The organism is Hymenobacter sp. HDW8 (assembly GCF_011305775.1).
Lineage (GTDB): Bacteria > Bacteroidota > Bacteroidia > Cytophagales > Hymenobacteraceae > Hymenobacter > Hymenobacter radiodurans.
Genome location: NZ_CP049907.1, coordinates 4,333,600 through 4,349,421 on the forward strand (window position 1 = coordinate 4,333,600; position 15,822 = coordinate 4,349,421).

Genomic DNA, 15,822 nt, shown 5'->3' on the forward strand with positions numbered 1-15,822 from the left:
CGCGTTTTTCAGAAACGCAAATTTTATTCTGCGCTGGGCTATTCACTTAGTGATAAAGCTAAAGCATGCATCATCCAAAAAACCGGCAATAGGAACGCTAATAGCAATATTTGCCCCCAGCGGAATAGGCAATCATGCATGGAACGTTGATAAAAAAAGTCGAATATTTCTTTGTGTTATTTTGCCTACAGCCTCCCGGCCCGAGCAAAAATCGCAATTATAGTTATTGCCAGACACGACTGCCACAAGGCCAAAAACCATAGTTACACCTACCTATTCTAGCCCGACTAATAGCCCGATACGAAGCTATTTTTGCCCCCCAAACGAAGCGAAATACTCGTGTTTGTGCTAGAACTCGGCTGGCTTTGCAGGAAGCGACGAACTTGCGTGAGTTCAGGCCGAGTAGCGCTTGGGGCGGCTATAGAGAGCAACTGCTGATAATAGCGGCGAGCCTTGTCCGAATTGCCCGCGCGTTCGGCTGCCAGCCCAGCGCCATATAGTCCATTAAAGCGATTAGAGTGTTTCTGCAAATTGGTCTCATAGGCAGCTAATGCCTCATCTGGGCGATTCATGGCTAACAGCATATCACCTAGTAACTCACGGGCTGGCAGCACTTCGCTGGGCGTAACGGGGTGCTTTTCGGTACTGTCTTCCAGCGCCGCGGCACGCCGCATCAAGGCTGCGGCTGCCTCGGCTTTGCCTTCCTGCCACTGCATCCAGGCCTCGCCCGTCATCACCTGAACATGCACTTGTTGCGCTTTGTAGGCGTCTTTTTGCTGTTTCAACGTGTTCTCCAGTCGCTGTAGGGTCTGCCATTCGGTTTGGGCCGCAGCATTGTTATCGGTATGCACGGCGCCCATCAATCGGGCAAAATGGTGAATGGCTTCCTGCCAAGGAAACTGCTCCCACGGAACGGGAGCACTGGGCAACTGTAGTGCTGCCGCCTGTTGCCACTGTCGGTTTTCCAGTACGTACCGGGCAGGGATAGCTGCGTAGGCATAAGCAACTTTGAAGGTGGTAGGCTCGACGGCAGTAATCGATTGCAGATAGGTCCATTGCTGCTTGGCGCGCTGGTTGTTGCCCTCCTGCAAATAGGCATACATCAGGTAATCAAGGCCGTGCAGCTCTTCGTCCCAATGCCCCTGCAAGCCGGCCTGCTCGGCATAGCACTTGGCCGCCGCCACCGAGCCCAGATTAGAGGCAATAGCTTCCTTCCAGAGCCCCAGACGGGTAAAAATATGCGATGGCATGTGTAAGGCATGGGCCGACGACGGGGCTACTGCGGCGTATTTGCGTGCTGCGGGCAAGGCTTGGGGGGCAAGTTCCGGTATATCGTAGGCATGAATCTGGTAATGAATGATGCCCGGATGATTGGGGTATTTGGGAGCCAGCGCCGTGAGCAGGGCTCCGGCTTTTTTTTGCTGGGCAAACGATTTATCGGCCGGATCAGCGGCGGCCGTCAGCGCCAGGGCATATAGGATTGTGGCTTCCGGATCGTCGGGGTAACGGGCGGCCAGCTTTTCCATAGCCTGGGCAAAGCGCAGGCAGCGGGGTCGGTGGCCTACTGTTTTCCAATCGTGGTAAAAAGTGGCTAGAGCCGCGATATAGGCCGTTTCCTTGGGCGAGGAAGGCGGCAAGGCCTGCGCGATGGCCAAGGCATTCGCTCCCTTCCGCAGTTCGGGTTCTGAGGGAGGCGTCCAGAGAGGATGAAAAGTGCTCATGGCTACGCCCCAATAAGCCATCGGGCAGGTTGGCTGCTGGCGGATGATAGCGGCAAAAACCTTCTCCGCCTCCTCATACTCAAAGGAATGCAGCAGCTTCAGGCCCAGGGAAAAATTGGTCTGGGTTTCGGTGTGGCAGGAAATGGGAAAGGTCAGGGTACCGAGCTGCTGGTTGGGCGGGCCACAGGTAATGAGCTGGCCGGATCTCAGATTCAGCTCATTCAGCGCCTGGCGCGAAGGCGTAGCCTTTTTCTCCTGGCAGGAGCAGCAAAGCAGAGTGAGCACCAGACTTGGGGCCAACAGATAATGAAGCCGATAGGTGGTCATATACTGTGCCGGCGTTACGTGGACTAATAAGCCTTACATCTGCGCTGTTTGTAGCCACTAGGTACGAGGCTCTGCCTGTGGGTTGACTAAGGGTGAAAATACGCAAATACTTCGCAGGATACGGCAGAAGGAAAATAGGTGCCTGGCTAAACTCGTTCAGCTGTCTCTTCTCCATTCGGCGGTTAGTACTGGCCTGTATTCCACTTGTTTTCGTCGCCGCTATCTTTGGGTCCGACGCTTGGCTTTTCACCTTGGAAAAGAGTTCACCATAAGTGTCGTTGCACGTCGCCCCACGCAAATCATGATTAGCTCGCGATTTCGTTTTATGTATATGTTCCTGTCACGATTGCTGATTTGTGCTCTGCTTATGTTGGCTCCGCTCGTCAGTTGGGGCCAGTGCATGCGGAATGGGGGGGCTCCAGAGTGTTACTAACCCAGCAGGGGAGTGGCAGCAGGTATTTTTCGATGGCTTCGACAGTGAGGAGCATACACTAGCCAACTGGTATCTGAACCGGGTCGGAGACGAAAACACAGATCGTCTGCATTGCTTTGATACCACCCCGGACTTACTGGGGGGCAAAAACAAAGCGTTGAGCCTGATAGCGGAGAAAAACGTGCAGTTTCTGCGCATCACGGCCACGCCTGACAGCTCAGCAGCCTGCACGCCCCAAAGTCGCTATCGCTCGGGTGGGTTGCGCCTGAAACCTAATCCCTTAGTGGACGGGGCTGCACATGGGGTCTATGCCATGCAGCGCGGATTGTTTGAAGTGCGCTGCCGGCTCCCGCGCTACCGGGCCCGCACTACAAAGTATGGGGCCAATGCCGGGTTCTGGCTGTTGGGTAACGATATGGAATGCGACATTGTGGAGGGAAACGATGGGCTCTCGGGCTTCGCCACCACGCTGCACAACTGGAACGCAGCTGCCACCGACTGCACTCGCACGCCTGCTCAGGGCGAGCCTCATCCTTTCTGGCAGGCTATCTACGCCTATACCTCTCCGTATGTGGGCGCGCCGGGGCTAGACGAAGGCTTTCATACCTATGGGCTGGCGTGGAGCGAAGATGAGCTGACATGGTATTTCGATGGCCAAGTGCTCTCTACTATCCGTTACCGCCCCGGACAATGTCTGCCAGGGCTAGTGGAAAATGGAATGTTTACCCCGTTCGGCCGCGCGGCTCAGGTACTTTTAGGCCTGGAGGTAGTCGATGCTAGCTTCCAGGAGGCCCAGTTTGATGTCGATTTCGTGCGCATTTGCAAGCCCACCAACGACTGGGTGGCGGCGTCTCCACGGCAGTTGGAGTAAAAAAGCCCCCTACAATCAAAACAGTCATTATTGCAGTGCTTTGTGTCCCAAAACATGGAGTGTTTGGCTCGCGCCCAAGCTCAGCAGCAGAGCTTTGCCCAGCGTTAGCTCATTTTCATAGCCCACAAGTGTAGCTCCGACCTAGGATCGTGAGTGCCCGTCACTAGTACCTATACGGGCAGGGTGATGCTGAACTCACTGCCTTTACCCTCTTCGCTTTCCACGGTGAGGGTGCCGCCGTGGCCTTTGGTGACGATGTCGTAGCTGAGCGAGAGGCCCAGGCCGGTGCCTTCGCCCGAGGGCTTGGTGGTGAAGAAGGGCTGAAACACCTTCGCCTTCACATGATCGGGGATGCCAGTACCGTTGTCCTGCACCTGTATTTTCACCTGGTTGCCTCCGTGGCGGGTGCTGATGCGCACGGTAGGCACGTAGCCATTTTCGCCACTTTGCTGCTGGCGCTGGCGCACGGCATAAAAGGCGTTGGTCAGTAGGTTCAGCAGCACCCGCCCCAGGTCCGAAGCGACAGCGGTTACCAGGGGCAAATCAGGGTCTAAGTCGCTGGTTAGCGTAGCGTTGAACGTTTTGTCTTTAGCTCGCAAGCCCTGATAAGCTAAGCGTAGATATTCCTCACACAGCGCATTTACGTTGGTGGGCAGGCGCTCGCCGGTGCTGGCACGGGCGTGCTCCAGCATGCCCCGCACAATGCTGGCGGCCCGCTGTCCGTGCTGGGTAATCTTGACTTGATTTTCGCCTAGGTCGCTTAATAGTTCGGCTAATGCTCCTTTCTGAGGAGCCGGATAAGCCGAGCCAGCCACCACTTCCTGGGCTTCGTGGCAAAGCTCCGTGCTCACGTCGGCGAAGTTGGTGACGAAGTTCAAAGGGTTCTGAATTTCGTGGGCAATACCCGCTGTGAGCTCCCCCAGCGAGGCCATTTTCTCCCGCTGAATCAGTTGCGTTTGGGTGGTGCGCAGTTCCGTAAGAGAGCGTTGCAAAGCGGCCGTGCGCTGCTGCACCTGCTGTTCCAGGGTTTCATTTTGCTGGGCCAATAGGGTTTGCTTTTCTTGCTCCTGAGCCAGGGTTTGAGCCGAGAGCCGCTTTACTTCGTCCAGTTTGAGTTGGAGCAATTGGCTGTCGAGGGCAAACTCGCGGGCCAGAAACAGGGAGATGCCCAGGGCCGGAGGCAGGTAGATCAGCGGGTAAAAGAAGTTTTCCAACTGCATACTGAACCTCACCTCTGTCACAATCAAACTGGCGAAAAGCAGCGCGCACAGCAGCCCCAGGGCAAACCCGGAGCCGATAATCCAGGCCCCGCGCTGCCGCTGGCGCAGGGCCCGCACCGTGAGGCGCAGCTGTTCGGCAGTAGCGAGAACCACAAACGCTAAGTAACTGAGAAAGCTAAGAGTGGAGAATAAATGAAAGTGGTGAAACAGCAGCAAGACGATCAAGCATCCCCACAGGGCATAATAAATCGAGCCTAAACGGAAGTTGAAGAGGGCATACAGCGCCCGCACCGCCCACATACTACCCAAAAAGAAGAGCGTAAACGTGATGCCACTCAACACCAAGGCCGGGACGCGCGCCAAACTCAGCGTGCTGCCATAATACACCCCCAATGAGGCCAAAGTCAGCGAGAGGGCGTAGAGAGCAAAGTAACGGTTGGCGAGTTGGGCAGGATTGTAGTGAAAAAAAGCAAAGTGCAGGAGCATAAGAAGGCCAAAAATGCCCCCCACAACGTAAAAAATAGTGCGGCTTACTTCCTGCTCCGCCGTTGAGACCAGCACCTGCGGTACCGTCCGCAACCATACGCGCAATAAGGGCACCTCGCCGGTGCCAAGCCGGACGGGAGGCGCCCACGACACCAGCCGAACGGCCAGCACCTGTTCGGCCGACCCTACGGCTATAGGTAGCACCACCGGGTCTACGTTTATGGGGCCAGGCGTGGCCCGACTAGGATCGGGATGGAGCTTGCCTTGGCGCTGCACGAGTCGGCCATTGCAGTAAATTTCCATAGCCCCCAGTTGGCTAATTTGGGCCAATAGAGCTTGCTGGCGCAGGCTGTCACCGAGGTGAAAGCGCAAGCGCAGCCAGTTGATGCCGTTCATTAGGCGGGGTGGCAGATCTTGCTGAGACCAGGTTGGGCTAATAGTATCCCAGCCGCTGTCATCAAAGTCTGGCTTGGCCCACTCTGAATTGTCGCCCACGTGGTAGCGCCAGCCTTTTTCGAGCAGCAACCCGTTCTTAGGCAGGTGGTTAATCGTCAATATAGTGTCAGCGGATTGGGCCGCAACTCCGGCAGCCGGAAGTATCCACAGGACGACGAGCAGCAACAAGTAGCGCATAGAAGTAGGCGTGACCGCTCCGCGAGCCACCTCCCGCGAGTGGTATTAATCCTATTAGGAATAGGAATTTATACAAGCAAGCTACTAATAAACGCGCATCGTACCAGCAGAATTTTCGCCGCTACTTATGAGCATTCGGTTGGCAGATTTGCCCCCCAGACATTCGCGCCGGGAGTGGGGGCACATCAGGCGTTGGCCAGTGCCCGATCGAGGTGCACGTAGCCGCCATCGACGTACAGAATCTGGCCCGTGGTGTGGCTGCTGCGGCGGGAGAGCAGAAAGGCTGTGGTGTTGGCAATTTCTTCGGCCGTGGTCATGCGGTTTTCCAGCGGAATTTTGCTGGTGATTTCGCGCAGCTTTTCCTCGGGGTTGGGCAGCGTCTGAATCCAGGTTTCGTACTGCGGCGTCCAGCACTCGGCCACCACTACGGCATTCACGCGAATGCCGTATTTGAGCAGCTCCACGGCCCACTCGCGGGTCAGGGCGTTGCGCCCGCCGTTAGCTGCGGCGTACGCTGAAGTATTGCCCTGCCCGGTTTCGGCAGTTTTCGAGCTGATGTTCACAATCGCGCCTTTCGACTTCTTCAATTCCAGCAACGCATGGTGGGCCAGCAGGTAATAATGCACCAGGTTGCGGTGTAAGCTCTGTATAAATCCGGCGTAGGTGCCGTGTTCCAGTCCCACACCATCATTCACACCGGCATTATTCACCAGCCCATCAATCCGTCCAAACTGCGCCACAACGGCCTGCACAGCTTTTTCGCAGGCGTCGGGCTCGGTCAACTCGGCCACTACCTGCCAGGATTTGCCCCCCGCCGCCTCAATGTTGGCCACCATTTGCTGGTTGTCCTGCTCGCTGCGCCCCACGATGACCGGAATGGCGCCTTCGTCGGCCAGCACCTGCACGATGCCCGCGCCAATGCCTTTGGCACCGCCCGTAACCATGATAATCTTATCAGCCAGGTACAAGTCCATGGAGTAGCATTAAAGGTTGTAAAAGGAATCTGCGTTGTCGCCCCAAAACTGGGCTTGCTCCGAGGGTGAAAAAGAGGCCAGATAGTCTTCCATTAAAGCAATTGTACGACTGTAGCCGCCTGCTACTTCGCACACCGGCCAATCGGAGCCGAACAGCACGCGCTTTGGTCCGAAGGCGTCGAAAACCACATCGAGATAAGGCCGAAAATCAGCCGGTTGCCACCGCTGCCAGTCGGCCTCGGTTAAGAGCCCTGAGGCTTTGCACAGCACATTTTCGCGCTCGGCCAGCGCTTGAATATCGCGCCGCCACGGCTTTAATTCGCCGGCTTTTATGAGTGGCTTGGCTAAATGATCGAGCACGAAAGCCTGGTTGGGAAAAGCTGCGGCCAATTCCGTTGCATACACTAGCTGATCGGGGAGGATGAGCAAGTCATAGGTAAAGCCGTATTGGCCCAGGGCACTGATCCCGCGCCGAAATTCCGGTCGCAGCATTAGCGCCCGATCGGTTTCGCCTTGCAGGATGTGCCGAAAGCCTTTGAGCTTGGCAAACTGGTTGTAATAAGCTAGCCGCTCTTCGATGTTTTCGGCCCGCAAATCCACCCAGCCGATGACTCCTTTGATGAAGTCATGCTTGGCGGCCAGTTCAAGCAGAAAAGCCGTTTCGCCTTCCGACTGATCGGCCTGCACCGCCACGCAGCCCTCGAAGCCGTGTTCCTGGAGTATTGGATGAAGCTCGGGGGGCAAAAAGTCGCGCCGGAGCAAGCGCATCTCGTCGGTAATCCAGGCGTCGCGCATGGGCTCAAAGTGCCAAAAATGCTGGTGAGCGTCAATTCTGGCCATAGGCTTTCAGCACTTGGCGCGAGGTGCCCAATCCATCGATACCCAACTCGACTACGTCGCCGGGCTTCAGGTACACCGGCGGATTGAACCCCAGGCCCACGCCCGCCGGCGTACCCGTGGAAATGATGTCGCCGGGCAGCAGGGTCATAAACTGGCTGACGTAGCTGATCAAAAAAGGGATGTTGAAAATGAGGTTGGATGTGTTGCCGTCCTGCATCATCTGCCCATTCACCGACAGCCACAGCCGCAAATTATTCACGTCGCCCAGCTCGTCGGGCGTCGCCAGAAACGGACCCACGGGCGCAAAGGTGTCGCAGCCCTTGCCCTTGTCCCAGGTGCCGCTGCGCTCCAGCTGAAACTCCCGCTCCGACACGTCATTATGCAAGGCGTAGCCCGCGATGTAGTCGGTGGCGTCGGCCTCGTCCACATAGGAAGCGCGTTTACCGATCACCACCGCCAGCTCCACTTCCCAGTCGGTTTTAGTCGAGTTTCGGGGGATGATAATGTCGTCGTATGGGCCGGTGTAGGAGGTCGTTGCCTTCATAAACAGCACCGGTTCGGGAGGAGGCGTGGCGCCCGTTTCGCGGGCGTGGTCACTATAATTCAAACCAATGCAGAGCAGCTTGGATGGCCGCGCCACGGGCGGCCCGAGACGTTCGGAGTCGGCAATAGGCTGCAGCTGGCCTTCGTTCAGTTGCAGGAACTCCGCTAAGCGCTGGAGGCCATTCGTGGTAAAAAAGGCTTCGTTGTAGTCTTCGCCGAAAGCCGAGACATCAAACTTCTGATCGTGGAGAATAACGCCGGGCTTTTCATGGCCGGGGGTACCGTAGCGGATGAGTTTCATAGGAGCGTTGGGGGGCTTTTTTAGGCGAGGTGATTAACTATTTAACGTGATAAAACCGCCGTCGATGGGGTAGTCGCAGCCAGTGATAAAGCCGGCCTCAGCTGAGCACAGGTACAAGGCTAGGGCCGCAACTTCGGCGGGCTCGCCCATGCGGCCGATAGGCTGACTTTGGGAGAGTTTGGCAAATATTTCCGCCTCTTGGCCGGCGTAGTTTTGGGCAATAAAGCCATCAACGAAGGGCGTGTGCACCCGGGCCGGCGAGATGCTGTTGCAGCGAATGTTGCTGGAGAGGTAGTCGCGGGCTACGGAAAGCGTCATAGCAAAAATGGCCCCCTTGCTCATAGAATACGCAAAACGGTCGGTAAGCCCGACGTGGGCGGCAATGGAAGCCATGTTCACGATTACGCCGCCGCCCTGCGCTTTCATCAGGGGCACGGCGGCAAACAGGCAGTTGTAAGCGCCCTTCACGTTTACCTGGTACACACGGTCAAAGTCGGTGTCGGAGGTATTTTCCACGTTGCCCACGTGTGCGATGCCAGCGTTATTCACCAGAATATCGATGCGGCCAATGCGCTGAAAAATGCCAACAATCTGCGCCTGCTGACTGACATCGGCCCCGTAGGCATGGGCCTGGCCACCGCTGGCTTGTATCTGTTGCGCTGTTTGTTGGCCGGCGGCTTCATCCCGATCGAGGATGTGTACGATGGCGCCATGGCGCCCAAACAACAGCGAAATGGCCTGGCCAATGCCGCTGCCTCCGCCCGTAACGACGGCGTGTTTTCCGGTTAAATCGAACATAGATCAGTGGGCTGTAACGAGCTGTATGTGCTTGACGCGCATATTTTTGAGGGCAAAGTAAAAGACCACCAGGAAGCAGAAAGCGGGCACCAGATAGGCCGTCTGAATGCTGCTCCTGTCCGACACCCAGCCCATGAGGACCGGGAAGACTGCGCCCCCCACGATGGCCATAATCACCAGCGAAGAGCCTTCCTTGGTTTTGCCCCCCAGGCCGCGAATACTCAGCGAGAAAATGGTGGGGAACATGATAGACATAAAGAATTCGACCCCCATAAGAGCGTACACCGAGAATGTGCCCGGCAGAATGACGGCTAGCAGCACCAGGAAAAAGTTGAGCAAACTATACACTGCCAGCAGACGCGGCGCCGGAATATAGCGCATCAAAAAGGTGCCGATGAAGCGGCCCGCCATAAAGCCCAACAGTGCCGCCGCCAAGTATTGAGCCGCCGCTTTCTCGCCGATACCGGCAACTTGTTAGGAAAACCGAATGAAGAAGCTGCTCACGCACACCTGCGCCCCAATGTAGAAAAACTGCGCTAACACGCCCAGTAACAGGTTTTTCTCCCGCAGCAGGGGCCGAGCGGCCTCTGTCCCGCGGTCTACTTCCACAATGTCGGGCAGGCGCGTAAAGTAAAGGAGCAGGGCCACCAGCAGCACTACACCGCCGATGAGCAGGTAGGGTACCTGTACCGCGGCCGCCTCGGCATTCAGGTAGGCATCTAACTGCTCGCCCGACATGCTGGCTTCTTCCGCGCTGGAGAGCGTGTTGCCCGATAAGATAAAAATACCCCCAGAAAAGGCGCCAGCGTAGCGGCCAGGCCATTGAACGACTGCGCGAAGTTCAGGCGCTGGGTAGCGCCTTCCTCGTCGCCGAGCACGGTGATGTACGGGTTGGCCGCCGTTTCTAAGAACGTCAGCCCGCAGGCAATAACAAACAACGCTACCAGGAAAAACGGGTAGGAGCGGGCGGCCGCTGCGGGGTAAAACAAAAAAGCCCCCCCGGCAAACAGCAGCAGCCCCAGCAAGATGCCGCCCTTGTAGCCAAAGCGCTTCATAAACTGCCCGGCGGGAATAGCCAGCAGAAAATACGCGATGTAAGACGCCGAATCAATCAGGGCCGACTGCGCATCCGTCAGCTGGCAGGCTTTCTTGAGGTGCGGAATCAGAATGGGGTTCAGGTTGAGCGCAAAGCCCCACAGGAAAAACAGCGACGTAATCAAACCAACGGCAAAGAGGTTTTTCCGGGCAGTAGTCATTGAGTGGGCTTTGAATGGAGGGAAAATGCTGGTTTATGTTGGCACAAGTAGCGCTATAGCAAACTGGCGTAAGCTACGGCAACGGACTTTTGCCCCCCAAGGCTTGCTCATCGGCGCGGGGGGCGTAGGCGGTCGGGCCGAAGCTTTTCGCGGCGCAGCGGCAGGGGAGGGAGGGCCCAGTGTTTTCCAGGTTTCCGGAAGGAGGCTGTAAGCGGGTTGCAGGCCGCCCAGATCAATGGTGAGATGGTCGAGCACCACGCCCGGATCAAGCAGGTAAAGCGTGAGCGTATGCCGACCGGGGCCCAGCAGCGGTCCTTTAATTTGGCGTTGCGCGCGGTTGCGCAGCACATTCTGCTTCCATTCCTCCGACCGTCCCACCGTTTTAAAATCGACAATTTCGATCGGTCCGTGGTCCACGGCGACGCCGTAGCGCATACCAGCGCTGCGGGTGACGGGGTGCGTAGGCAGCGTTGATACCGTGATAGCGGGAGCAGCCCGCGAGAAGGTGTAGAAATCGTACTCAACGGCCGAGGCCTGCGTTTTTAGGTTGACAGTATCAACTAGTGGCTTTGCTTGCAGGGGGTGGGCCTGAAGAGCCTGGCCGGCGTGGGCAAGACCATCCACCAGCGTCCACCGGCTCGCGGCTTTATCCACTTTGCGGCTATAGTGCGCGGCCCGCATCGAAACGTAGCCATTGGTTTCAATAAACCCCTCGTAGTCAGTGGCCAGTTCACTTTCCGCGGCGGCGGCACGTACGGCCACGCGGAAGGTTTTGCCCGCTCCGCTAAACGTCAGGACGCCCATTGGTGCGCCGCGTTTGGGTACTTTTTGCCAATCGATGCGGACCTGTAACCGCTGTTGTTTTTGCCCTTCAGCCGAGGCTAGTGTGCCTTTTTGGGCGGATAGCGTCAACCACTTTACCGACGACTTTACCTTCCAAGCAACGGCCCGACGCCGGCTCAGAAATACATCAACAAAGTACGAGGACGGACCCCACGAATAGAAGGTTGGCAGCTCTAGGGAAGGCACCGACGTGGCGGCCAGTAAGGAGTCGTGGGGGGCAAATCCTTCCGGTGAAACGCCCCAAATGCGGGTGGTGTCGAGGGCCAGCGGAAGCGCAACGGGTGCCTGATACACAGGCAGGTTGCGCGGTTGCATCGACATCATGCCCCGCCATTTGCCCCCCGCCAGCTGGTTGTTGTAGTATTCCGTTTCCCGCTCGATGTTCGCGTACGCCTGCTGGGCCCACAGGGCGTAATCGGCGGCGCTGGCGCGGTGTTGCCGGGCGTACCAATAGCTCTTGTCCTGATACAGAAACTTCTGATTCATCAGCGCCGCGCCTACCACCGGATAGTATACCAGCTCGAAGAAGGCATCGGCCCGCGCCGGCTCTATCTGGGGGCGCAGTTGCTGGACGCGTTGCGTCAGGGCGGCGTAGCGGTCGAGGCGGCGCTGGGCTTCGTCGCCGTAGGCAAAATGGTTGTAGGCGGTGCGTTGGGTGGGGGTGGTAGGCTCCGTCTGGCTCCAGCCCATAAACTCGGGGCGGCGCTCAAAGGCCAGATCGTAGTATTCCCAGAGGATAGACCGGATTTCAGGGCCGAGTTTTTCACCGAAAATAGTACCTGCCCATGCCTGCAAATGAGCCGGTACATGCGTGCTCTGCTGGAAAGGGCGTGCATCATAGGCCATGTCCAGAAACAGCTGAATGTTGTATTCCAAGGGCTTGATGTCGCCCACATTTAGCACCCATAGTCGGTCGGTTTTCAGGGCGTAGGCTTTCATCATCTCCTCCCGAATCAGGGCCGGATGGGTAGTGCTCAACCACAGATAATCGTGGGGCCGGCCCCAGTAGGAAGCGTGGTAGTACACGCCCGCGCCGCCTTCACGCGCCTGTTCTTGGGGGTTGCTGAGGCGGCTGATATAGCCGTAGTTATCGTCGGGCCACACCAGCGTCACGTCATCGGGCAGCTTAAGGCCTTCGTCGTACACATCCAACACTTCCTTGTAGGCCGTAAACACTTGCGGCACGGTCGTTACGTCGGGGGCTACGTGCCGCCGCAGGATTTCGCGCTGATCCGCAATGACACTGTGCAGCATCTGGGCGGCTTGTTTGGGGGTTTTAGCACCTTCCATGCCGCTGTCGTGCACACCGCGCATACCCAGCGAATACATAGCCTCCAACTTGCCGGCCTGCTGCGCCCGTTGCTCCCAGTAGCGGTATACGGCGGGCTTGTTGCGGAAGTAGTCGAACGGCCCCATGGTTTGTTCCTTCCACTCGTCCACGTTGTTGCGCAGCATGGGCTCGGCGTGCGAAGTGCCTACCAGAATGGCGTAACGATCGGCCATCTTCGGGTTGCCAGGGTACGAGAAAAATGCCCGTGTGCTAGGGTGCATGGCCGGCCAAATCAGATTAGCCTTCAGGCGTAAAAGCAACTCGAAAATGCGGGCGTAAGTGTTGGGCCCAATGTCTTTACTGTCCTTATCCAGGTTTTGAGCCGCCCAGGGCTGGAGGCCCCAGTCCTCGTCGTTGAGGAAAATGCCACGGTACTTCACCGTGGGCGACGCGCTACTAAAGCTGCCGGGCGTTAGGTACAAATTGTCCTGATGACGGGGCGTAACATCGGCCCACCAGTACCACGGCGACACGCCCAGCCGCCGCGACAACTCAAACACGCCGAAAGCAGTGCCACGCCGGTCGCTGCCCGCGATGACCAAAGCCTTACCCGCCCGCCCGAACGGTTTGTCAACCACACTTATACTAAATGCCTCCCACCGCCCTTTGAGACTCGTTGCCTGGATTTGCCCCCCAGCAGCTAGCTGATCAATAAGTTTCGACTGGCCCAGTGTGCCAATGAGTACAGAAAAGCCCCCAGCGGCTTATTTGCCCCCCAAAGCGCTGGGGTAACCCCAGTGATAGTGGCAATGTCGCGGGCCAGAGCGTCGGCGGCTACGCGGACGACTTCGGCATCCTGCTCATCGAGGTAGAGCGGAGCGGCCTGCCGCTCATGCACTAGCGCAAACCCCTCCGCGCTATAGCTTTCGGCCAGCACCAGCGGCGCAGTGGGCGCAGGCTGAGCGCGCGTCAGGTGCGAGAGGAACAGAAGAAGCCAGCAAATGAGCCAGAAACAGCACTTTCTCATCAGGCGACAGAACAAGGGTTAAGCGAGTGACGAATGTGCCTGACGCTTCGCCGGAAACCGTCCCGTACTGTCCTGATATTGTAAATGCGCCCTCACCACAAGAGCCCGCGAAACACACGTTTCGCGGGCTCTTGTGGTGAGGGCGCATTCAGATGCCCATGAGGCAAATGGGATCGTCGGAAAAGGATTATGTGTATAGGTGTTAAGCGCTGTTGTTGTGCCTACTCGGGCGACATATACTTTTTCAGGCTCACCAGCGTCACGCGGTTTCGGCGGCTTGCTGGCACGGAGGTGAGGTTGCGGGTATCCTCAATTAACGTTAGCTCCGTGTCGCTGATAGTGGGAGGAATCGTGTACTGGAAGGTTCCGTAATCAAACGACAGCGACAAGCTGTTGTTGGTGTTGGTGTAATAACCAGTTTGCAACGATTTGTCCTTCGTGTAAGGCTCTATCGTGCCATCAGATGAGAAGATGTAGTATCTCTTTCCCGCCCCAAATAAGGGCTGTGTACGCAGGTACTGACCGTCTGGAGCGTAATAAGTTACGGAGGCCTCCAAGACATCCCATCGACCCACTAAGCTCTTAACCGGAGCTGGCGCTACCTCTTCTTTCTCCTTCGATGTACAACTGAAAATGGTAAGGGCAATAAATAAAATAAGTAAGCGTGAAAGTAAAGAAGCAAACATGTAGAACTTAGTAAAGTAGAAAAAGGGTGGAAATTAGTATAGCAATATCAAGAATGATGCGACACTTTATCAATTCCTGAAATATATATTAGATTTTATGAATTTTATGCTTCTCAGGCACATCTAGCCCTTTTTTAAAGCGGCCTTGCGAGATAAGTATTTATAAAGGCATTGCGAAACTTGCCTTTCGGATCGTACTGCGCCATCAGGGCTTGAAAGGCGGGCAACTTCTCATACTGACTTTGCAGCTGGGTCGCCGACAGGGTGAATAGCTTTCCCCAGTGCGGTCTCACCCCGAAAGGCGACAACTCCCGCTCCAATAGCGGCAGCACCCGGCTTACGGCGGCCCAATCGGGTTTCCAGGTGAAATGGATTGCCAGCGAGTCTTGCTGGTAGCACGGGCTCAGCCACAGCGCATCAGCCGCAACCGTTCGCATCTCCGAAACCTGCAAGCACGGTCGCAAGTGCTCATGCAGGCATGCCACGGCCCGAATGGCTTCTTGGGCGTGGCGCAGGGGTACAAAATATTCCGATTGCAACTCCTGACCCGAGCTAGGGGTGAAGCCAAGCCGGAAGTGCGGCAGCCGATCATGCCAAGGGCCCGGCACACCCATCTGCTCCGTGCAATTTACGGGCGAAAGGCCGGCCAATGGGTGCAAGTCTTGCGTAGCCCGCTGGGCCCCAAAGAATTCTGATGGAGCCGGCTGAAGCGGCACGCCGGGCACCAAGCGCTGCTTCAGCCAAACCTGCGTAATGCTCTCATCCTGCCAGTCGGTGAATAAGCTCACGCTGTAGGCGCTGGCCTGAATGGCCGCGAAGTGTTCACAGACCTGTGTAAGCGGTAGATTTTCGTATACATCCTGCCGCAATTGAAAGGTCGGTTCCATGGCGAGCGTCAGCTTGGTCACCACACCCAGCGCGCCTACATGCACAACCGCGCCCAGAAACTCGTCGCCGTCCGTTTCCGGCGACAGCACCCGTACTTCACCCGAGGCAAGTACAAACTCCATCGCCCGAACGGCCGTGGCCAGGTTGCCGTGCTGTATTCCTGATCCGTGCGTAGCCGTGGCACAGGCCCCTACCACGGAGATATGCGGCAGGGAAGCCAGGTTGTGCAGGGCAAACCCCTGGCTGTGCAGGGTAGGAGCCAGCCGTCCGTAGGTGATGGAGGCGGGCACCGTTACGGTGTGGGCATCCGTATCGAGGTAAATAGCCTGCTCCGTCGCCCCAAGGGAGAGCAGCTGCTGGGTACTGTCGGCAATGCCGTTGAAGCAATGGCGTGAGCCGAGCACCTTTAGCTGGTCAGTGGTCCGCACGATTTCCTGCACTTCCTCTACGGAGTCGGCCTGCGCTAGCTGGGTGGTACTGTAGCGGTAATTGCCGGCCCAGTTCAGCAGGGGCGGCGCAACGGGCACCGGAGAGGACAAAGGCAGGGGAGGATAAGATTCCATAAGATGCGGAAGTAACTGAAGGCGCTGGGGGGGAGCAAAATTACGACATTATGGCTAGGGATATCAGGCTGCGCAAGCCAGCGTGGGCCACTGGGGGGCTTTTTTGCAGCCAATAGGGAATGATGGGCGGGCTGCTTATTTT

At 57.1% G+C, this 15,822-nt stretch carries 11 protein-coding genes and 1 pseudogene; 1 reads left to right on the top strand and 11 read right to left on the bottom strand.

Annotated features, from left to right (window positions below):
• Window positions 1-287 precede the first annotated feature (287 nt).
• Entirely contained in the window at window positions 288-2,048 is a 1,761-nt protein-coding gene (locus G7064_RS18600; RefSeq protein ID WP_166074762.1) for a tetratricopeptide repeat protein, read from the bottom strand.
• Between the two features lie 407 nt (window positions 2,049-2,455).
• Here G7064_RS18600 and G7064_RS18605 point away from each other — a divergent pair, with 407 nt between their 5' ends.
• Window positions 2,456-3,352 (top strand): family 16 glycosylhydrolase, encoded by an 897-nt coding sequence (locus G7064_RS18605; protein WP_166074763.1) that lies wholly within the window; start codon window positions 2,456-2,458, stop codon window positions 3,350-3,352.
• 170 nt (window positions 3,353-3,522) lie between these two features.
• On the opposite strand, the gene G7064_RS18610 is transcribed toward G7064_RS18605, so the two are convergent.
• The 10 genes and pseudogenes from G7064_RS18610 to G7064_RS18655 all read right to left on the bottom strand — a co-directional run bounded on the left by G7064_RS18610 (window position 3,523) and on the right by G7064_RS18655 (window position 15,680).
• Window positions 3,523-5,721 carry a sensor histidine kinase gene (locus G7064_RS18610; RefSeq protein ID WP_240935583.1) on the bottom strand — a complete coding sequence of 733 codons (2,199 nt, stop codon included), beginning with the start codon at window positions 5,719-5,721 and terminating at the stop codon, window positions 3,523-3,525.
• A gap of 155 nt (window positions 5,722-5,876) precedes the next feature.
• Window positions 5,877-6,665: an SDR family oxidoreductase gene (locus G7064_RS18615; protein WP_166074764.1), complete on the bottom strand. Its 789-nt coding sequence runs from the start codon at window positions 6,663-6,665 to the stop codon at window positions 5,877-5,879.
• A 9-nt stretch (window positions 6,666-6,674) separates the two neighbouring features.
• A complete protein-coding gene (locus G7064_RS18620; protein WP_166074765.1) occupies window positions 6,675-7,505 on the bottom strand; it encodes an amidohydrolase family protein in 831 nt (276 codons plus the stop codon).
• Complete coding sequence (locus G7064_RS18625; RefSeq protein ID WP_166074766.1) at window positions 7,492-8,349, bottom strand: fumarylacetoacetate hydrolase family protein; 858 nt, start codon at window positions 8,347-8,349, stop codon at window positions 7,492-7,494. The genes G7064_RS18620 and G7064_RS18625 overlap by 14 nt, the downstream gene beginning before the upstream one ends.
• A gap of 33 nt (window positions 8,350-8,382) precedes the next feature.
• Window positions 8,383-9,147 carry an SDR family NAD(P)-dependent oxidoreductase gene (locus tag G7064_RS18630; protein WP_166074767.1) on the bottom strand — a complete coding sequence of 255 codons (765 nt, stop codon included), beginning with the start codon at window positions 9,145-9,147 and terminating at the stop codon, window positions 8,383-8,385.
• Between the two features lie 3 nt (window positions 9,148-9,150).
• Window positions 9,151-10,403: pseudogene (gene fucP / locus G7064_RS18635) on the bottom strand (L-fucose:H+ symporter permease).
• A gap of 33 nt (window positions 10,404-10,436) precedes the next feature.
• Entirely contained in the window at window positions 10,437-13,154 is a 2,718-nt protein-coding gene (locus G7064_RS18640) for a glycosyl hydrolase 115 family protein (RefSeq protein ID WP_166074768.1), read from the bottom strand.
• Between the two features lie 62 nt (window positions 13,155-13,216).
• Entirely contained in the window at window positions 13,217-13,543 is a 327-nt protein-coding gene (locus G7064_RS18645) for a hypothetical protein (RefSeq protein WP_166074769.1), read from the bottom strand.
• A 221-nt stretch (window positions 13,544-13,764) separates the two neighbouring features.
• Window positions 13,765-14,229, bottom strand: coding sequence for a hypothetical protein (locus G7064_RS18650; protein WP_166074770.1), 465 nt, complete (start codon window positions 14,227-14,229; stop codon window positions 13,765-13,767).
• Window positions 14,230-14,363: 134 nt separating this feature from the next.
• Window positions 14,364-15,680, bottom strand: coding sequence for a D-arabinono-1,4-lactone oxidase (locus G7064_RS18655; RefSeq protein WP_166074771.1), 1,317 nt, complete (start codon window positions 15,678-15,680; stop codon window positions 14,364-14,366).
• Window positions 15,681-15,822 lie beyond the last annotated feature (142 nt).